Origin of the sequence: Variovorax sp. RO1 (assembly GCF_002849325.1) — a bacterium.
Lineage (GTDB): Bacteria > Pseudomonadota > Gammaproteobacteria > Burkholderiales > Burkholderiaceae_C > Variovorax.
This window is the reverse complement of record NZ_PKMT01000004.1, coordinates 523,552-542,850: the sequence shown is the minus strand read 5'-3', so window position 1 is coordinate 542,850 and position 19,299 is coordinate 523,552. Positions and strand designations below refer to the sequence as shown.

The following is a 19,299-nucleotide window of genomic DNA, read 5'->3' as shown; positions in this document are numbered from 1 at the left end:
TTTCCACGACGTCTCTGTGAACTCCAATCCGCGCCAGATCAATCTTCTCGACACCGTGCGCGCGCGCGGCTCCGTCACCGTCGAACAGCTCGCCGACATGCTGGGCGTGACGCTGCAGACCGTGCGCCGCGACGTGCAGCGGCTGGCCGATGCGGGCTTGCTGACGCGTTTCCACGGCGGCGTGCGCGTGCCGAGTTCGACCACCGAGAACATCGGCTACCAACAGCGCGAAACGCTCAACGCCGACGGCAAAGCGCGCATCGCGCGCCGCGTGGCCGAGCTGGTGCCCAACGACTGCTCGCTGATCCTCAACATCGGCACCACCACCGAGGCCATCGCCAAGGCGCTGATGCGCCACACGGGCCTGCGCGTGATCACCAACAACCTGAACGTCGCGACCATCCTGAGCGGCAACACGGCCTGCGAGGTGATCGTGGCCGGCGGCTCGGTGCGCCCGCGCGACCGCGCCGTGGTGGGCGAGGCCACCATCGACTTCATCCGCCAGTTCAAGGTCGACATCGCGCTCATCGGCGTGTCGAGCATCGAGGCCGACGGCTCGCTGCGCGACTTCGACCTGCGCGAGGTGAAGGTCGCGCAGACCATCATTGCCCAGGCACGCGAGGTGTGGCTGGCGGCCGACGCGAGCAAGTTCAACCGGCCGGCGATGATCGAGCTGGGCACGCTCTCGCAGATCGACCGCCTGTTCACCGACGCCGCGCCGCCGCCGCCGTTTCCCGACCTGCTGCATGCCGCGCAGGTGCGGCTGGAAATCGCGCGCGACCTCTGACCCCAGAAACATCCACCGAATGACCACCTACCTGCTCGCCCTCGACCAGGGCACCTCCAGCTCGCGCAGCATCGTGTTCGACCGCGAAGGCCGCATCGTCGCCATCGCGCAAAAGGAACTCACGCAGATCTACCCGCAGCCGGGCTGGGTCGAGCACGACCCGATGGAAATCTGGCGCAGCCAGCTCGCCACCGCGCGCGAGGTGCTGGCCAAGGCCAAGCTGCAGCCCACCGACATCCACGCCATCGGCATCACCAACCAGCGCGAGACCACCGTGCTGTGGAACCGCGCCACCGGCCAGCCCGTGCACCACGCCATCGTCTGGCAGGACCGCCGCGCCGAACCGCTGTGCGCGCAGCTGCGCGACGAAGGCATGACGGACACCATCCGCGACAAGACCGGCCTCGTGATCGACGCGTACTTCTCGGGCACCAAGCTGCGCTGGCTGCTGGACCACGTGCCCGGCGCGCGCGCGCAGGCTGAACGCGGCGAACTGGCCTTCGGCACTGTCGACAGCTGGCTCATGTGGCAGCTCACCGGCGGCAAGGTGCACGTGACCGACGTGAGCAACGCCTCGCGCACCATGCTGTTCAACGTGCACACCAACGAATGGGACGCCGACCTGCTCTCCGCGCTGAAGATCCCCGCCGCGCTGCTGCCGAAGGTGCAGCCGTCGAGCTCGCACTTTGCCGACACCGATGCCGCGCTGCTCGGCCACACGCTGCCCATCGGCGGCGTGGCCGGCGACCAGCAGAGCGCCCTCTTCGGCCAGGCCTGTTTCGAGGCCGGCATGGCCAAGAACACCTACGGCACCGGCTGCTTCCTGCTGATGCACACAGGCGCGGCCTTCCAGCCCTCGCAGAACGGCCTGCTCGTGACGAGCGCCGCGCAGACCGACGCGACGCCGCAGTACGCCATGGAAGGCAGCGTGTTCGTCGGCGGCGCCGTGGTGCAGTGGCTGCGCGACGGCCTCAAGGCCATCAAGGGCAGCGCCGAAGTGCAGTCGCTCGCCGAGAGCGTGCCCGATGCGGGCGGCGTGATGATGGTGCCGGCCTTCACCGGCCTGGGCGCGCCCTACTGGGATGCGGACGCGCGCGGCACGATCACCGGCCTCACGCGCGGCACCACGGTCGCGCACATCGCGCGCGCCGCGCTCGAAAGCATCGCTTATCAAAGTGCCGCGCTGCTGCAGGCCATGAGCCGCGATGCCGTGGCCGCGGGCGGCAAGCCCGTGGCCGAGCTGCGCGTGGACGGCGGCGCGAGCGTCAACGACCTGCTGATGCAGTTCCAGGCCGACCTGCTGGGCATTCCGGTGGTGCGGCCCGAGGTGATCGAGACCACTGCGCTGGGCGCGGCCTACCTCGCGGGGCTGTCGACCGGCGTCTACACCGACGCGCGCCAGCTCTCGAAGCTGTGGAAGATCGAGCGCCGCTTCATGCCGACCATGGGCCGTGCGCAGGCCGAGGAATCGATGGCGCGCTGGGAGCGCGCAGTGCGCCAGGCCACGAGCACTTGAGGCTCGCCCCCAGGCTGCGCGCACTTCGTGTCGCTTCGCCAACCCCCTACCGGGGGCGACACCTGCGGCCCGGCGAAGCCGGTTTCGCGGTGTCCCACGAAGGAATCGCGCTAGTTTCTAGCAGCTGTTAGCAACGGGGTCGGTGGCTGACGCGCGCTTACCAGCCCCAGAGGGAGCGCTTCAGCACCCAGCCGGTGGTGCCGCCTTCGTGGCGCACCTTCACCCAGTCGCCGCGGCGCTCGAGGGTGCGCAGCACGTCGCCGTACACGGCCCGCTTCACGACCGGGCTGCGCGCGCCGGGTGCGCGACGCAGTTGCGCGGTCTTCGCCTTCACGACATGGTGCGGCGTCTTGCTCGTCATCGAACGGAAGACCCAGGCCTTGTCGTTCTCGAAGTCGGTGACCCGCAGCCAGTCGCCCTTGCGGCCGATCACGCGCAGCGGATAACCCCGGCTCACCGTCCAGTGCGCCTCGGCGCGCTGGCTGGGGGCGGTGCGCATGTTCAGCGTCTTGACCGCGACACTGACCATCTGCGGCTGCGCGGCAAAGGCGGACGGCAGCACCATCCACGAGAAAAAGAATGCGAGCAGGAGCGCGGGCAGTCGGCGGCTGAATCGGGCCATGGGGCGAGGGTTCCTTTCAAGAAGACACGGGTCCGGCAAACGCCGGGCGAAGCCCCTCTGGGACGCTGGGCGGGAATAAGTTCCGCGGGGATATCCCTGAGACGTGTCCCAAAGACCCCGCGAGGGTCGGGACACTGAACGCGTTGCCGCAGGGTGCGGGGCAGAATTCGGCCGCCTTCGACTCCCCCCAACGCCGCGTTTGACACATCCTCACATCGACGCCCCGCGTCCCACCGCCAGCGCCCTGCTGGCCTGCGGCGTGGTCGGCGCCACGCTGCTGGCGCTCATCGCGCTGGGCCACGACGGCCGCCGCATCGCTCAGCTCGCGGTGCTCGCCGCCCCGCCCGTGCTCTGGCTGCTGTGGCCGCTGCACAGCGCGCGCCTGCGGCGCTGGCGCACGGCGCTCGTGTGGCTCTGGGTCATGGGCTTCGGGCTCGACGCCGTGGTGCGCGCTTACCTGCTCGACACCTACCAGGCCGCACCCGACAGCGCCATGGTGCTGGGCGCGGCCGCCAACACCAACGCACGCGAAAGCGTCGAGTACCTCCGCATGCACTGGCGCTCCGCCGTCGTCTGGTCGGCCGCGCTCACGGCGGCGGGCGTGGTGGCGGGACTGTTCGCGCGGCGCGGTGCCACGGCGCCGCGTGCGCGGCGGCCGTTCTGGGTGCGCTCGCTGCTGCTCCTGATCCTGCTCGCGGCCTGCGTGGCCTATGTGAGCAAACCCTGGCGCCGGCTGCACCCGGTCGTCTTCTGGACCCAGTGGTCGCAGTCGCTGCAGGATCAGCGCGCCGCCTGGGCCGGCCAGGAAAAAACCCGCGATGCACAGATGGCCCAGGCCCGGCAGATCGCCCCGGTGTTCTCGCGCGAGGGGCCGTCGACAGTCGTGCTCGTCATCACCGACAGCATCAACCGCGACAACATGGGCCTGTACGGCTACGGCCGCCCGACCACGCCGCGCCTGCAGGCGCACAAGGCGCAAGAAGGCGATCGCATGGCCGTGCTGCAGAACGCGTGGTCAGTGGACGCAAGCACCCTGCCCGCGCTGCGCAACATGTTCCATTTCGGCCAGCCCGCCAACGGAAACAGCGGGAACAACGAGGACGCCGGGAACCCGCCCCACCTGCTCGCCCTGGCCCGCGCCGCCGGCTACAAGGTCTGGTGGATCAGCAACCACGACGACCTGGCCATCGAGCAGGAGCACGCACGCTATGCCGACGTGGTCGACATGGTGAACCGCACGCCGGGCCGCGCCAGCGCCTCGCTCGACGGCGAGATCCTCGACTGCGTGCAGGAAGCGCTGGACGACACCAGCACCGAGCGCAAGCTCATCGTGGTCCACCTGATGGGCGCGCACCCGCATTACAGCCTGCGCTTTCCAGAGAACGCCAACCCTTTCGACGACAACGTCGATGCGATCGAAACCGGCCTCGTGAAGAACGGCCGCTCAGCTTGGGTGCGGCACTTCCGCCAGCAGTACGACGCCGCGCTGCTGTACCACGACTTCGTGGTGTCGGAGCTGCTGCAGCAGACCCGCAGCACGGGCAAGCCGGACGACTACCGCGCCTGGATGTACCTGTCGGACCACGGCCAGGAAGTCGGCCACGGCAGCGACCGCGCAGGCCACAGCCCCGCGACCGCCTCGGGCTACCGCATCCCGGCCGTCGTCTGGCGCAACCGCGAGGCATTGCCCACCGGCGTCGCTGCGCAACAGCCCTTTCGCGCGGACTGGGCGGGCTGGAGCTTGATGGACCTGCTGGGCATTCGCTGGAGCGGGCAGAAGGCGGAGCGCAATGTGCTGGGTGATGCCTACCAGTGGCAGGCGCCGGAGATTCCGGTGGTGGTGGAGTCGTTCTCCCGCTAGGACGCCGAGGCAGCCGACAGCCTGCGGTGCAGCGCGCTCAAACGGCGTTGCCGTACATCACATCGGAGCGCAGCACGTACTTGGTTCCGGACTCGATGGCGGCGCCTTCGTGCCACGTGTCGTGGATGAACAGCAGGGCCGCGCCGACTTCCGGCTTGACGCGGAATTCGCGGAAGTCGGTGTCGCCGCCTGTGAAGCCGTCGTTCAGGTAGACCAGCAGCGTGAGCTGGCTCGTCAGCCCGTCTTCATGCCACGGCCCATCCTTGTGCATCTTGAAGCGCTGGCCGGGCGAATATTTGTAGAAGCGCAAGTCCTTCGGCAGGCCCTGGGGCACCTGCCCGGCGACCTCAGGCAATGCGACCTGCCCCAACCGCGCCCACAGCAGTTCGACCCACTCCGGCGAGGGCAGCATCGCGCGTTCGTTGTTGCGAATGGCAGGCATGGCCTTCGGTCCGTCCGCGGTACGAACGCCGGCCGAGGCGAAACCTTCACGCTCGGCCAGCGAAATCAACTGCTCGCACTCTTCGGGTGCGAGAAAGCCCTCGATGGAAAAGGCCCGTGGCGAATGGGCTATCACCCTCATCGGCACAGGCGTCGCGATCCGTTCGCTCAGTGCGCCGGCACCAGGAAGTCCTGGCTGATGCGCCCGCCCAGCTCATTCACGCGATCAAGGAACTGCGTGAGGTACGCATGCAACCCGGTCGCCAGAATCTCATCGACCCGCGCGTACTGCAGGTCGGCCAGCAGCTTGCCTGCACGGCGTTGCGTTTCGGCGCTCTGCTCGTTCTGCACCTTCGCGAGGTTGCTGACCACCTCGACCAGGCTCGCGTGCAGCGAGCGCGGCATGTCGGCGCGAAGAATGAGCAGCTCGGCCACGCGCTCGGGCTTGATCACGTCGCGGTACACCTTGCGGTACACCTCGAAGGCCGAGACGCTGCGCAGGATCGCGCTCCAGTGATAGAAGTCGTACTCCTGGTCTTCCTCGGTGGCGGCACCGAAGAACTCGCTGTTGAGCGCGTGGAACTTCACGTCGACCAGGCGTGCCGTGTTGTCGGCACGCTCCAAAAAGGTGCCTAGGCGCGAGAAGTAGAACGCCTCATCTTGGAGCATGGTGCCCAGCGTGACGCCGCGCGACAGGTGCGAGCGGAACTTGACCCACTCAAAGAACTGCCCCGGGTCGCGCTCGAAATCGCCAGCGCGCAGCATGCGGTTCACTTCGAGCCAGGTGGTGTTCTGCGTTTCCCAGGCCTCGGTGGTGAGCGCACCGCGCACGGCACGGGCGTTCTCGCGGGCGGCCTTCAGGCAGGAGACGATCGACGACGGATTGCTCTCGTCCTTGACCATGAACTCCATGACCTCATTCGGCGCGATGTGGTCGTACTTGTCGTTGTACAGCGGCAGCAGCTCGCTGATGGACAGCACGCCCTGCCAGCCGTACTTGGCGACCTCGGCCGACTGCGGCAGCAGCGAGGTCTGGTAGTTGACGTCGAGCATGCGCGCCGTGTTTTCGGCACGCTCGGTGTAGCGCGACATCCAGTAGAGGTGGTCTGCGGTGCGGGACAGCATCGTTTGTGCTCCTACTGCGATTGGCTTTGCGACTGCGTGGCCGCCTTCGGCTTGGCCGTGCGGTCCGCTTCGAGAATCCAGGTGTCCTTGGTGCCACCGCCCTGCGACGAGTTGACCACCAGCGACCCCTCCTTGAGCGCCACGCGCGTGAGGCCGCCGGGCACCATCTGCACCTCGCTGCCCGAGAGCACGAAGGGACGCAGGTCGATGTGGCGCGGCGCGATGCCGGCGTCGACGAAGGTCGGCGAGGTCGACAGGCTCAGCGTGGGCTGGGCGATGTAGCCGTCGGGCTTGGCGATGACGGCCTTCTTGAAGTCTTCGATCTCGGCCTGCGTGGCGGCCGGGCCGATGAGCATGCCGTAGCCGCCGGCGCCATGCACCTCCTTGACGACCAGGTCCTTCATGTTGTCGAGCGTGTACTGCAGCTCGTCCTTGTTGCGGCACATGTAGGTCGGCACGTTCTTCAGGATCGGCTTCTCGCCGAGGTAGAACTCGATCATCTTCGGCACGTACGGGTAGATCGACTTGTCGTCGGCCACGCCGGTGCCCACGGCATTGCAGATGACGACATTGCCCGCGCGGTAGGCGCGCATGAGGCCGGCCGTGCCGAGCGTGGAGGTCGGGCGGAACACGTCGGGGTCGAGAAAGTCGTCGTCGACACGGCGGTAGATCACGTCAACCCGCAACGGGCCGCGCGTGGTGCGCATGTAGACGAAGTCGTCCTTCACGAACAGGTCTTGCCCTTCGACCAGTTCCACGCCCATCTGCTGGGCCAGGAAGGCGTGCTCGAAGTAGGCGCTGTTGTACATGCCGGGCGTGAGCACCACCACCGTGGGCTCGGCCGTGGCCGGCGGTGCGCTGGCGCGCAGCGTTTCGAGCAGCAGGTCGGGGTAGTGGGCGACCGGCGCGATGCGGTTCTGGTTGAACAGCTCGGGGAAGAGCCGCATCATCATCTTGCGGTTTTCGAGCATGTAGCTCACGCCGCTGGGCACGCGCAGGTTGTCTTCGAGCACGTAGTACTCGCCGTTGCCTTGGGCATCGGGGGCGCGCACGATGTCGATGCCCGAGATGTTCGAGTAGACGTTGTGCGGCACGTTCACACCCATCATCTCGGGGCGGAACTGGGCGTTGTTCAGGATCTGCTCGGCCGGAATGATGCCGGCCTTGATGATGTCCTGGTCGTGGTACACGTCGTACAGGAAGCGGTTGAGCGCCGTGACACGTTGCACCAGCCCCTTTTCCATGCTCTCCCACTCGTGGGAGGGAATGATCCGGGGCAGCAGGTCGAACGGGATCAACCGCTCGGTGCCGGAGCCGTCCTCGTCCTTGGCGCCATACACCGCGAAGGTGATGCCGACCCGGCGGAAAATCATCTCCGCCTCTTCACGCCGCGATCGCATCACCTCACCGGGTTGCTTCGCAAGCCATTGGTCGTAGCGTTTGTAGTGTTGCCGGATTGCAGCGCCCGCATAGGGGAGCTGCTCATACATCTCGTCGAATTTGTGCATGGAACGACCAATCTCCTTGAGCCATAGCTTAGCAAGTTCAAGGCCAGTAGAAGCCCTAGGTTTGAACGCAATGCGAGGGCATTTGGCGTTTCGGTCCTTCAGGGCATCCGGTGGCGCCAGTAGCGCAGATCATGCGCGCGTTCACACGTCACCTCGGCCGGCCGCGGGCTCGCCCAGTGCGCGGCGCCGCAGCGCGGGCTGTCGATCACCTGCACGCCGCGTTCGACGTAGCGCGCCACCACCTCGGGCGCCGGGTGGCCGAAGCGGCTGCGGTAGCCGGCCTGGACCAGCGCGATGCGCGGTTGGACCGCGTCAAGGAAGGCCTCGCTCGACGACGTCTTGCTGCCATGGTGCGGCACCAGCAGCACGTCGGCCTGCAGCCCGGGGGTTCGCGACACCAGCGCGGCCTCCTGCAGCCGCTCGATGTCACCGGCCAACAACGCCGTGGCGCGGCCGTTGCCGATGCGCAGCACGCACGACACGGCATTGGGCCGCGTGAAGCTGCGGTAGTCGGTGGCATAGGGAAACAGCAGCTCGAAATCGACGCCGTCCCAGGTCCAGCGCTGCCCGGCCTCGCAGCGGCGCGCGGGGCGCAGCGCCTGCAGCGGATGCCCGGCCTCGATGGAACTCAGCAGCGCGGCCTGCGGCTGCGTGGCGAGCACGGCGGGCGCACCGCCCGTGTGATCGATGTCGCGGTGGCTCAGCAGCAGCGTGTCGAGCCGTTCGCCGCGGGCGCGCAGCAGGGGCACGAGCACGCGGTGACCCGCGTCGCTGTCGAGCCCGTAGCGCGGCCCGGTGTCGTACAGCAGGCTGTGCGTGGCGGTGCGCACGAGGACCGCGTTGCCCTGCCCGATGTCGGCGGCGAGCAGGTCGAACTCGCCCACGGCGGGCCGCACCGGCTGCCACAGCAGCACCGGCAACAACAGCGGCAGGCCGAGGGTGCGCATCGACCACGGCAGGCGCATCGCCAGCAGCACGCCACCCGCCACGCCGCCCGCAGCCAGCCACGGCGGCGGTGCGGCCATCGACAGCGTGGCGAACGGCAAGCCCGCGAACGCTTGCAGCAACAGGGCGAACAGCTTCACGGCGCCGGCCGCCACGTCCCACAGCGGCGGCACCGCCACGCCGAGCATCGCCAGTGGCGTGATCACCAGCGTCACCCACGGGATCGCGATCGCATTGGCCACGAGCCCGACCGCGGACACCTGCTGGAACAGCAGAAGGCTCAGCGGCGCGAGCGCCAGCGTGATGGTCCATTGCTCGCGGAAGAAGCGGCGCAGCCGCGTGAGCGCCCCCACCCTGCCCTCGCCCGGCACGGCCGTTGCCGAGGCGAACAGCACCGCCACCGCCACGAAGCTGAGCCAGAAGCCGGCCTGCAGCAGCGCCCATGGGTCGGCGGCCACCACGACCGCTGCCGTCAGCAGCCAGACATACGGCCACGGCCAGCGCCTGCCGGTCAGGCGCAGCAGCGCCACGGCCGCGAGCATCCAGACCGTGCGCTGCGAGGGCACACCCCATCCACTGAAGAGCGCATAGAGCGCGGCCAGCAGCACACCACCCGCGAGGGCAGCTTGCTGCGCGGGCAGCCACAGCATGAGCCGGCTGCTGCGTCGCCAGAGCGCGCCCACGACATGCGCCGCGAACCATGCGAACAGCGTGATGTGCAGGCCCGAGATCGACATCAGGTGCGCCACGCCGGTGGCACGGAACACATCCCAGTCGGCGCGGTCGATGGCGCCTTGGTCGCCCGTGACCAGCGCGGCGATCACGCCGGCCTGCCGCCGGTCGTCCACGCGCGCGAAGACGTCATCGCGCACGGCCTCACGTGCCCGCTCGATCGGGTGTAGCCACGTGGTGCCCAGCAGTCGCGGCGCGAGGTCGCGTGCCCCGGCCCGCACATGGCCCTGGGCATGCACGCCCTGCTCCCACGCCCACAGCTCGCTGTCGAAGCCGTGCGGATTGAGGTTGCCGTGCGGCGCGCGCAGGCGCACGGTCAGTTGCCAGCGCTGACCGGCGTGCACCTCGCCCACGCTGCGCGCCGTGGACGCACGCCGCTCGGCGGGTTGCTCCCACACGCCGCTGTGTTCGCCGTACCAGGCGAGCGCGATGCGTGAGGGCACCTTCGGCGGCGCAGCGCCGCGCGAAGCCTCGGCCCATTGCGCGGCCTCCACATCGAAACGGAAGCGCGTTCCGATCTCGCTGTGCTGCGGCATCTGAGAGACCACGCCCGTGAGCCGCAGGTCGCGCCCTTCGAGCTGCGGACTCAGCGCCCCATCCGCATAGGCCGTCGCACGCCATCCGGCCAGACCCGCACCGGCCATCGCGCCGCAGGCCAGCGACAGCACCAGCACGATCAGCCGACGCCCGCGCCACCGCCACAGCAGCCATCCGCCGCCGAGCCCCACGAGCAGCAACGCAACGTAAACGCCGGCCTCCCACAGCTGCGGCTGGCGCAGCTGCAAGGCCGCGCCGAGCAGCGTGCCGCCGAGCGCAACGAAGGCCCCCGACCCACCCGCCACCACGCCGGACGCACGCCGCGACCGACCTCCAGACACCTCTGAAACCATGATGCAAACCCTCCCCCAATCCACGCTCGATGGCGCGTTAATTGCTTGGCAACTGGGCTAGTATGCGTCTCACCAGAGACATCTTTTCGATGCAACCTCGCTGCACTGCACGCCCCTACGCATGTCCATTCACGCCGCACTCCACCACGTCACCCACTACACATACGACCGCCTGGTGCAGTTGGGCCCGCAAGTCGTGCGACTGCGCCCCGCGCCCCATTGCCGCAGCAATGTGATCTCGTATTCGCTGCGGGTCGAACCGGCTGAGCACTTCGTCAACTGGATGCAAGACCCGTTCGCCAACTACCAGGCGCGGCTCGTGTTTCCCGAGAAAACGCGCGAGTTCAAGGTCACGGTCGACCTCGTGGTCGAGATGGCGGTCTACAACCCCTTCGACTTCTTTCTCGAGCCGCAGGCCGAGAACTTCCCGTTCAAGTACACGGCCTCGCAAGCCGAAGAGCTGGCGCCCTACCTCGTGGCCGACCCGGTCACGCCGCTGCTGGAGGCCTACCTCGACAAGGTCGATCGCAAGGAGCAGCGCACCATCGACTTCCTGGTTGGCATCAACCAGCAGGTGCAGCAGGACGTCAACTACCTCATCCGCATGGAGCCCGGCGTGCAGACGCCGGAAGAAACGCTCACCAACGGCAGCGGCTCGTGCCGCGACTCGGGCTGGCTGCTGGTGCAGCTGCTGCGCCACATGGGCCTGGCCGCGCGTTTCGTCTCGGGCTACCTGATCCAGCTCACGCCCGACGTGAAGGCGCTCGACGGCCCGAGCGGCACCACGGTCGACTTCACCGACCTGCACGCCTGGTGCGAGGTGTTCCTGCCGGGCGCCGGCTGGATCGGCCTCGACGCCACCTCGGGCCTCATGGCCGGTGAAGGCCACATTCCGCTGGCCTGCACGCCCTCGCCGTCGAGCGCCGCGCCCATCGAGGGCGGCGTCGACGAATCCGAGGTCGAGTTCAGCCACGAGATGAAGGTCACGCGCATCTACGAATCGCCACGCGTCACCAAGCCCTACACCGAAGAACAATGGGCCGAGGTGCTCGCGCTCGGCGACGCCGTCGATGCGCGCCTCGTGGCTGGCGACGTGCGCCTCACGATGGGCGGTGAGCCCACCTACGTGGCCACCAGCGACCGCGACGCGCCCGAATGGAACACCGACGCGCTCGGCCCCACCAAGCGCGGCTACGCCACCGAGCTCGTGCACAAGCTGCGCGCAGAGTACGGCCAGGGCGGCTTCCTGCATTTCGGCCAGGGCAAGTGGTACCCGGGCGAGCAGCTGCCGCGCTGGGCGCTGTCGATCTTCTGGCGCGCCGACGGCCAGACGCTGTGGCACGACCCCGAGCTGTTCGCCGACGAGCGCGTGCCCACGCACTACACAAGCGAAGACGCGCGCCGCTTCACCACCGTGCTGGCGCACAAGCTGGGCCTCACCGAGCGCTACATGCAGCCCGGCTACGAAGACACCTACTACTACCTCTGGCGTGAGCGTCGCCTGCCGGTGAACGTCGACCCCTTCGACTCCAAGCTCGACGACGAACTTGAACGCGTGCGCCTGCGCCGCGTCTTCACGCAGAAGCTCGACGCCGTCATCGGCTACATGCTGCCCATCGAACCCGGCAACGCGAACATCGACACGCCCGCGCTCGCCGGCCCCGGCTGGAAGACCGGCCCCTGGTTCCTGCGCGACGACCGCCTGTTCCTGATCCCGGGCGACTCGCCCATGGGCTACCGCCTGCCGCTCGACTCGCAGCCGTGGGCCAGCAAGGGCGACTACCCCTACCTCATCGAGCGCGACCCGACCGCGCCGCGCGGCGCCTTGCCGAGCGCGTCCGACTACCGCGCGCGCTACGCCACCGCCACGACGGCGGCCGGTGCCGAACTGGGCGACGTGCCCTACACCTTCGGCACGCCGCCCGTGGTGGCCGCGTCGCTGCGCATGCAGAGCCCCGGCGATGCGGCGAAGGGCGATGCGGCAGCAGTAGCAGCCGCTGATGCCGCCAGTGCCTCCGCCACACCCGCCACGCGCCAGCCACTGCGCGGCGAATCCGCCCACTGGGTCACGCGCACCGCGCTGTGCGTCGAGGTGCGCGACCCGCGCCGTGCCAACGGCCCCGCGGCCGAGAAGAAAGGCAGCGCCTCGGGCGTGCTCTACGTCTTCATGCCGCCGCTCGCGCGCCTGGAGGACTACCTCGACCTCGTCGCCGCCATCGAAGCCACCGCGAAACAGCTCGGCGTGCGCATCGTGATGGAGGGCTATCCGCCGCCGCGCGACCCGCGCCTGAAGATGCTGGCCGTGACGCCCGACCCGGGCGTGATCGAAGTCAACATCCACCCGGCCCACAACTGGAAGGAACTCGTCGACCACACCGAGTTTCTCTACAACGCCGCGTTCGAAACCCGCCTGTCGGCCGAGAAGTTCATGACCGATGGCCGCCATACCGGCACCGGCGGTGGCAACCACTTCGTGATGGGCGGCGCCACGCCCGCCGACAGCCCCTTCCTGCGCCGGCCCGAGCTGCTGGCCAGCCTGCTGCTGTACTGGCACAACCACCCGTCGCTGAGCTACCTGTTCTCGGGCATGTTCATCGGCCCGACGAGCCAGGCGCCGCGCGTCGACGAAGCGCGCAACGACCAGGTCTACGAGCTCGAAATTGCGCTGAAAGAAATCGCAAAGAACCGCGAAATCTACGGCCAGAACATGCCCGCGTGGCTGGTCGACCGCACGCTGCGCAACATCCTGATCGACGTGTCGGGCAACACGCACCGCAGCGAGTTCTGCATCGACAAGCTCTACTCGCCCGACTCCAGCACCGGCCGCCTGGGCCTGCTGGAACTGCGCGCGTTCGAGATGCCGCCGCATGCGCGCATGAGCATCGCGCAGCAGCTGCTCATTCGCGCCCTCGTGGCGCGCTTCTGGGACGCGCCCTACGAGGCGCCCGTCACCCGCTGGGGCACCGAGCTGCACGACCGCTTCCTGCTGCCGACCTTCGTCAAGATGGATTTCGACGACGTCATCAGCGAGATGCGCCAGGCCGGCTTTGCGTTCGATGCCGACTGGTTCGCGCCGCACTTCGAGTTCCGCTTCCCGCTCGTGGGCCAGATGCAGTCGATGGGCGTGGAGCTGTCGCTGCGCAACGCGCTCGAACCGTGGCACGTGATGGGCGAGGAAGGCTCGGCCGGCGGCACGGTGCGCTATGTCGATTCGTCGCTGGAGCGCATCGAGGTGCGCGTGACCGGCCTGAACGAAAGCCGCCACGTCGTCACCGTCAACGGCAAGGTGCTGCCGCTGCAGCCCACCGGCGTCACCGGCGAGTTCGTGGCCGGTGTGCGCTACAAGGCGTGGAACCCGCCCTCGGCGCTGCACCCGAGCATCCCGGCCCACGCACCGCTGACCTTCGACCTCGTCGACACCTGGATGAAGCGCTCGCTGGGCGGCTGCCAGTACTTCGTCGCCCACCCGGGCGGGCTCAACTACGACACCTTCCCGGTCAACGCCTACGAGGCCGAAAGCCGTCGCCACTCGCGCTTCACCCGCATGGGCCACACGCCGGGCCTGCTGCGCACGCCACCGGCCACCATCGACCTGCCGGGCAGCCGGGAGTTTCCGTTCACGCTGGACTTGCGGCGCTGACCGGCCCGAGGGCTCAGGGGAACCCTGTCGCATCGCCGGATCGACCCCAGTGACGGTGATGTGACAATCTCCCCCCTGTGGAACCCCTGAACGAATCCCTGTTCGACGCCCAGGCCCCGGAGCATCCGGCGGCGCTGGCGTCTTCGCTCGCGCCGGCGGCGCTGCCTGGGCATTTCGATGAATTGCGCGGGCAGGCGACGCCTGCGGTGCCCTCGCGGCCCCTGCCGGGCGCGGCCCCGGCGCCCGCCGCGGCACCGCTGCTGTACGACACCGCGGGGGAGCGACCGGCTCCGTCGCAATCGCAATCGCAGTCCCAGTCCCAGTCCCAGTCCCAGTCCCCCTCGTCCTCCCAATCCCAGTCCCAGGGACCGGAACCCTCTTCTTCCAGCGACCAGCCCCCCCTCACCCCCGCCTGGAACGCCTTCTTCGAACAGCTCGGCCCCGGTGGCTTCAATGACCTGCCCCGCCGCGCGGTCAGCCTCGAGCGGCAGATCCGTGACAACGGCGTCACCTACAACGTGTACGCCGACGCCAATGGGCCGCAGCGGCCGTGGTCGCTCGACCTGTTCCCGCTGATCGTCTCGCCCGAGAGCTGGGCGCAGATCGAGGACGGTGTGCAGCAGCGCGTGCGCGTGCTCGACCGCGTGATGGCCGATGCCTACGGCCCGCAGCAGTTGCTGGCCGAGGGCCTGTTGCCGCCGGCGCTGGTGCGCGGCCATCCGGGCTACCTGCGCGCGCTGCACGGCGTGAAGCCCGCGGGCGACACCTGGCTGCACATTGCCGCCTTCGACCTCGCGCGCGGCCCCGATGGCAACTGGTGGGTGGTGTCGCAGCGCACGCAGGCGCCTTCGGGCCTGGGCTACCTGCTGGAGAACCGCCTCGCGATCACGCGGCAGTTTCCGCAGGCCTTCGAGGCGCTGCACGTGCAGCGGCTGGCCGCCACCTACAGCGCCATGATGGAAGGCCTGCAGCGCATGTGCCCGTCGGGCTCGCCGCCGCACATCGCGCTGCTCACGCCCGGCCCGTACAACGAAACCTACTTCGAGCACGCCTACCTGGCGCGCTACCTCGGCCTCACGCTGGTCGAGGGCAGCGACCTCACGGTGCGCGACCAGCGCGTGTACCTGAAAACGCTGCAGGGCCTGCGCCCCGTGCACGGCCTCATCAAGCGGCTCGACGACCAGTTCCTCGACCCGCTGGAGCTGCGCCCCGACTCCACGCTCGGCGTGCCGGGCCTGCTGCAGGCGATCCGCGCGGGCAACCTGCTGGTGGCCAACATGCCGGGCTCGGCCTTTCTTGAGTCGCCCGCGCTGCTGGGCTTCCTGCCGGGGCTGGCGCTGCGGCTCATCGGCGAGAAGCTCAAGCTGCCGGCACTGCCGACCTGGTGGTGCGGCGAACGCGCCTCGCTCGAGGCCGTGCTGCCGCAGCTCGGCGAGAGCGCCATCAAGCCGACCTACCCCGGTTTCGAGGGGCGCGCCAGCTTCGACGCGGTGCTCGGCAGCCAGCTCGGCCGCCGCGAACTCGACGAATGGGCCGGCCGCATCGTGCGCGAAGGCGACGTCCACACGGTGCAGGGCTACCTGCCGCTGTCGCAGATGCCGACCTGGGCCAGTGACCTCGGCCCCGGCCACATCGCACCGCGCGCGCTGATGCTGCGCGTGTTCGCGGTGAGCGACGGCCCGCAGTCGTGGCGCGTGCTGCCCGGCGGGCTCGCGCGCCTCGCGGGCCCCGACGCGCAGATCGCCTCCATGCAGCGCGGCGGCAGCAGTGCCGACGTCTGGGTGCAGACGCACGGCGAGGTCGACCGCACCACGCTGCTGCAACCGCACGCCACGCCGGCCTCGCTCGCGCGGCATCGCGCGCCGGTCACCAGCCGCGCGGCCGAGAACATGTTCTGGCTCGGCCGCTACACCGAGCGCGCCGAGAACGCGGTGCGACTCGCGCGGCTCACGCTCAACCTGCTGGGCAGCGAAGACCAGTCGTCGCGCCCGCTGCTCGAATGGCTGCACCGCATGGCGGTGCGCAATTCGCTGGTGCCGGCCGAGGCGCCGGGCAGCGCGCCATCACAAGACACCACGCGGGCGACGCATTCGCGCCGCGTGTTCGAACGCGCACTCATCGCCGAGCTGGGCGACGTCGACGAAGGCGGCAGCGTGGGCTACAGCCTGCGCAGCATCCGGCAGGCCGCGGCGGCCGTGCGCGAACGGCTGTCGCAGGACAACTGGAACCAGATCGTGCGCGCCGAAAGCGACTTCCTGCGGCGCGCGGCCGAACAGGCCGGCGAAGGCAGCTTTGCGGCCGGCGCCGCGCTGCGCGCACTCGAATCCGCCAGCACCGCATTGGCAGCCATGACCGGCGCGCAGACCGACCGCATGACGCGCGACGACGCGTGGCGGCTGCTGTCGATCGGCCGCCACATCGAGCGGCTGGCCTTCTTGTCGAGCGCGCTCGAGGCCGGCTTTGCCAACGGCGCGGTGCACGAGGTGAGCGGCTTCGAGGCCATGGTGGCACTGTTCGACAGCACCATCACCTTCCATGCGCGCTACCAGCAGCGCCGCGACGTCGCCACGCTGGTCGACCTTCTGGTGCTCGATGCCGAGAACCCGCGCTCGCTGGCCTGGGTCACGCAGACGCTGCGCGGGCGCATCGCGCGGCTCGCAGGCAGCGCACCGGGCAAGCTCACTGCCCTGTCGTACGAACTGCCCGACCCGGCCACCTGGACGCTCGAACACCTGTGCGCAGCCGGCCCCGGCGCCGACTACCCCGCGCTGGTGCAGCTGCTCGCCACCTGCGAGACGGCGGCGTACCACGTGTCGGACGCCATCGGCACGCGCTACTTCACGCTCACCTCGGAATCGCTGCGTTCCGTCGGGGCCTGATCTCATAACTAGACAACGATATTTCGAAGGAGGCATTTCCATGTCAGGCATCGCCCTCAACCGCCGTCTCACACTGACCGCCGCCAGCCTGCTGGTCGGCCTCGCGCTCGCCGGTTGCGGCAAGCAGGAATCCGCCACGCCCGCGGCCGCTTCCACGCCGCCGCCCGCTGCCGCACCGCGCGTGCTGGTCGTCGGCACCGACGCGGCCTACACGCCCTTCGAATCGCAGAACGAAAAGGGCGAGGTCGTGGGCTTCGACATCGACGTGGTGAAGGCCGTCGCGCAGAAGGCCGGCATCGAAGTGAAGTTCGTCAACACGCCGTGGGAAGGCATCTTCAACACGCTCGACCTGGGCGACCGCGACCTGCTGGTGTCGGCCATCACGATCACGCCCGAGCGCCGCCAGACGATGGACTTCTCGCAGCCCTACTTCGAGGCCCGCCAGCTCATCGCCGTGAAGAGCGATTCGACGGTCGCGCAGTTCGACGACATCAAGAAGCTCAAGGTCGGCGTGCAGAACGGCACCACCGGCGATGAGGTGGTGGGCAAGCTGCTCGGCAAGTCGAGCACCGACATCAAGCGCTTCGAGTCGACGCCGCTGGCGCTCAAGGAACTCGAAGCCGGCGGCGTGCAGGCCGTGGTGGCGGACAACGGCGTGGTCGCGCACTACCTGGCCAACAACCCGGGCGGCGGCTTCAAGACGGTGAGCGACGCCGGCTTCTCGGCCGAGCAGTACGGCATCGCCGTGAAGAAGGGCAACGCCGAGTTGCTCGCGAAGATCGACAAGGGCCTGGCCGACATCAAGGCCGACGGCACCTACGCCAAGATCTACGCCTCGCACTTCGGCGCCGAATCGAAGTAAGCAACGGGCCCGCGCGATGCTGCTGCACGTCACCCACGAAACGCGCTACGCGTACGCGCCGGCGGTCGAGACGGCGCAGCACCTGGCGCACCTGCGCCCGCTGGCCACCGCGTCGCAGGAGCTCGTGAGCCACCAGCTCACGATCGACCCCGCACCCGCGCAGCACACCGAAGTGCCCGACCTGTACGGCAACACGCGCGCCTTCTTTGCGCTCGAGGCCACGCACGATCACCTCATCGTCACGGCCGAGAGCGTCGTGAAAACGTCGGAGCCCGTGCTCTCGCCCGCCGTGGCGCGCGAGCTGCCCTGGGAGACCGTACGCGAGCGCTTCCGCTTTCGCAAGGACGCGCCCTTCGACCCCGCCTCGGAGTTCGTCTTTCCCTCGCCGTACGTGCCGCGCCACGACGACTTCGTGGCCTACGCGCGCGCCAGCTTCGTAGCCGAGCGTCCCACCTTCGACGTGGCGATGGACCTCACCGAGCGCATGTACCGCGACTTCGCCTACGACGCCGACAGCACTGAGATCAACACCCCCGCCGTCGAAGCGTTGGCGCAGCGCAAGGGCGTGTGCCAGGACTTTGCCCACATCCTCATCGCGTGCTTTCGCGCCATGGGCTTGCCGGCGCGCTACGTGAGCGGCTACCTGCTCACGCAACCGCCGCCGGGCCAGCCGCGCCTGGTGGGCGCCGACGCCTCGCATGCGTGGGTGTCGGTGTATTTGCCCGGCGAGGGCGAAGGCCCCGAGAGCGTCGGCGACTGGGCCGACTTCGACCCCACCAACGGCCGCCAGCCCGGCGAGGACTACGTCACGCTCGCCATCGGGCGCGACTACTCCGACGTCTCGCCGATGCGCGGCGTACTGCATGGCGGTGCGCGCCACACGCTGCATGTCGGCGTGACCGTGCAACCCGTGGGGGAAGTGATCGCGTTGCCGCAATCGCCGGCGCAAACGCAGACACAATCACACCTGTCACCGTTATCCCCAGATCAGGAGTCTCCATGAGCGTTTACGACAAGCTTTCCAGCCTCGGCATCACCCTGCCCCCGGTCGCCGTCCCCGCGGCCGCCTACCTGCCCTTCGTGCAGACCGGCAATCTCGTGTTCCTCTCGGGCCACATCGCCAAGAAGGACGGCAAGCCGTGGGTGGGCCAGCTCGGCGCCAACATCACCACCGAAGAAGGCAAGCTGGCCGCACGCGCCATCGCCATCGACCTGCTCGGCACGCTGCACGCCGCCGTGGGCGACCTCAACAAGATCAAGCGCATCGTCAAGCTGATGAGCCTCGTGAACTCGGTCGGCACCTTCACCGAGCAGCACCTGGTGACCAACGGCGCGAGCGAGTTCTTCGCCGAAGTCTTCGGCGCCGAAAAGGGCGCGCATGCACGCAGCGCCTTCGGCGTGGCGCAAGTCCCGATGGGCGCCTGCGTCGAGATCGACCTGATCGCCGAGATCAGCTGATCTTTCTTTCGGGCGGCTCGGTCTCTGAAGGCG

General features: G+C 68.9%; 13 protein-coding genes. 8 read left to right on the top strand and 5 right to left on the bottom strand.

Going from position 1 to position 19,299, the window contains the following annotated elements; genetic code table 11:
- The first annotated feature begins 16 nt into the window (after positions 1-16).
- Entirely contained in the window at positions 17-787 is a 771-nt protein-coding gene (locus tag CY658_RS22945; RefSeq protein ID WP_101492365.1) for a DeoR/GlpR family DNA-binding transcription regulator, read from the top strand.
- A 19-nt stretch (positions 788-806) separates the two neighbouring features.
- On the top strand, positions 807-2,303 hold the full coding sequence (gene glpK, locus CY658_RS22940; RefSeq protein WP_101492364.1) for a glycerol kinase GlpK: 1,497 nt from the start codon (positions 807-809) through the stop codon (positions 2,301-2,303).
- Positions 2,304-2,460: 157 nt separating this feature from the next.
- On the opposite strand, the gene CY658_RS22935 is transcribed toward glpK, so the two are convergent.
- On the bottom strand, positions 2,461-2,925 hold the full coding sequence (locus CY658_RS22935; RefSeq protein ID WP_101492363.1) for an SH3 domain-containing protein: 465 nt from the start codon (positions 2,923-2,925) through the stop codon (positions 2,461-2,463).
- Positions 2,926-3,124: 199 nt separating this feature from the next.
- Here CY658_RS22935 and CY658_RS22930 point away from each other — a divergent pair, with 199 nt between their 5' ends.
- Complete coding sequence (locus tag CY658_RS22930) at positions 3,125-4,786, top strand: sulfatase-like hydrolase/transferase (RefSeq protein ID WP_101492362.1); 1,662 nt, start codon at positions 3,125-3,127, stop codon at positions 4,784-4,786.
- A gap of 37 nt (positions 4,787-4,823) precedes the next feature.
- Here CY658_RS22930 and CY658_RS22925 read toward each other — a convergent pair whose 3' ends face one another.
- The 4 genes from CY658_RS22925 to CY658_RS22910 form a co-directional block, all read right to left on the bottom strand.
- Positions 4,824-5,228 (bottom strand): 2OG-Fe(II) oxygenase, encoded by a 405-nt coding sequence (locus CY658_RS22925; RefSeq protein WP_101492419.1) that lies wholly within the window; start codon positions 5,226-5,228, stop codon positions 4,824-4,826.
- Between the two features lie 167 nt (positions 5,229-5,395).
- Positions 5,396-6,352 (bottom strand): alpha-E domain-containing protein, encoded by a 957-nt coding sequence (locus tag CY658_RS22920; RefSeq protein WP_101492361.1) that lies wholly within the window; start codon positions 6,350-6,352, stop codon positions 5,396-5,398.
- Between the two features lie 11 nt (positions 6,353-6,363).
- Positions 6,364-7,860 carry a circularly permuted type 2 ATP-grasp protein gene (locus tag CY658_RS22915; protein ID WP_101492360.1) on the bottom strand — a complete coding sequence of 499 codons (1,497 nt, stop codon included), beginning with the start codon at positions 7,858-7,860 and terminating at the stop codon, positions 6,364-6,366.
- A gap of 98 nt (positions 7,861-7,958) precedes the next feature.
- Entirely contained in the window at positions 7,959-10,427 is a 2,469-nt protein-coding gene (locus CY658_RS22910; RefSeq protein WP_101492359.1) for a DNA internalization-related competence protein ComEC/Rec2, read from the bottom strand.
- Positions 10,428-10,548: 121 nt separating this feature from the next.
- Between CY658_RS22910 and CY658_RS22905 the strand changes: the two genes are divergently transcribed.
- From CY658_RS22905 to CY658_RS22885, 5 genes are all read left to right on the top strand, one after another.
- Positions 10,549-14,067: a transglutaminase family protein gene (locus tag CY658_RS22905; RefSeq protein WP_101492358.1), complete on the top strand. Its 3,519-nt coding sequence runs from the start codon at positions 10,549-10,551 to the stop codon at positions 14,065-14,067.
- Between the two features lie 77 nt (positions 14,068-14,144).
- On the top strand, positions 14,145-16,946 hold the full coding sequence (locus CY658_RS22900; RefSeq protein ID WP_101492357.1) for a circularly permuted type 2 ATP-grasp protein: 2,802 nt from the start codon (positions 14,145-14,147) through the stop codon (positions 16,944-16,946).
- 40 nt (positions 16,947-16,986) lie between these two features.
- The gene (locus CY658_RS22895) at positions 16,987-17,808 is read left to right on the top strand and encodes a basic amino acid ABC transporter substrate-binding protein (RefSeq protein ID WP_101492356.1); all 822 of its coding nucleotides are present in this window, start codon (positions 16,987-16,989) and stop codon (positions 17,806-17,808) included.
- Positions 17,809-17,824: 16 nt separating this feature from the next.
- Complete coding sequence (locus CY658_RS22890; protein ID WP_101492355.1) at positions 17,825-18,811, top strand: transglutaminase family protein; 987 nt, start codon at positions 17,825-17,827, stop codon at positions 18,809-18,811.
- On the top strand, positions 18,808-19,266 hold the full coding sequence (locus tag CY658_RS22885; protein WP_101492354.1) for a RidA family protein: 459 nt from the start codon (positions 18,808-18,810) through the stop codon (positions 19,264-19,266). Before CY658_RS22890 ends, CY658_RS22885 begins: the two co-directional genes overlap by 4 nt.
- Positions 19,267-19,299 lie beyond the last annotated feature (33 nt).

What these genes read in the sequence shown, in the direction of transcription:
- glpK (WP_101492364.1), top strand. Translation starts at nt 807, where the DNA reads ATGACCACCTACCTGCTCGCCCTCGACCAGGGCACCTCCAGCTCGCGC.
- CY658_RS22935 (WP_101492363.1), bottom strand. Translation starts at nt 2,925, where the DNA reads ATGGCCCGATTCAGCCGCCGACTGCCCGCGCTCCTGCTCGCATTCTTT.
- CY658_RS22925 (WP_101492419.1), bottom strand. Translation starts at nt 5,228, where the DNA reads ATGCCTGCCATTCGCAACAACGAACGCGCGATGCTGCCCTCGCCGGAG.
- CY658_RS22920 (WP_101492361.1), bottom strand. Translation starts at nt 6,352, where the DNA reads ATGCTGTCCCGCACCGCAGACCACCTCTACTGGATGTCGCGCTACACC.
- CY658_RS22915 (WP_101492360.1), bottom strand. Translation starts at nt 7,860, where the DNA reads ATGCACAAATTCGACGAGATGTATGAGCAGCTCCCCTATGCGGGCGCT.
- CY658_RS22910 (WP_101492359.1), bottom strand. Translation starts at nt 10,427, where the DNA reads ATGGTTTCAGAGGTGTCTGGAGGTCGGTCGCGGCGTGCGTCCGGCGTG.
- CY658_RS22905 (WP_101492358.1), top strand. Translation starts at nt 10,549, where the DNA reads ATGTCCATTCACGCCGCACTCCACCACGTCACCCACTACACATACGAC.
- CY658_RS22895 (WP_101492356.1), top strand. Translation starts at nt 16,987, where the DNA reads ATGTCAGGCATCGCCCTCAACCGCCGTCTCACACTGACCGCCGCCAGC.
- CY658_RS22890 (WP_101492355.1), top strand. Translation starts at nt 17,825, where the DNA reads ATGCTGCTGCACGTCACCCACGAAACGCGCTACGCGTACGCGCCGGCG.
- CY658_RS22885 (WP_101492354.1), top strand. Translation starts at nt 18,808, where the DNA reads ATGAGCGTTTACGACAAGCTTTCCAGCCTCGGCATCACCCTGCCCCCG.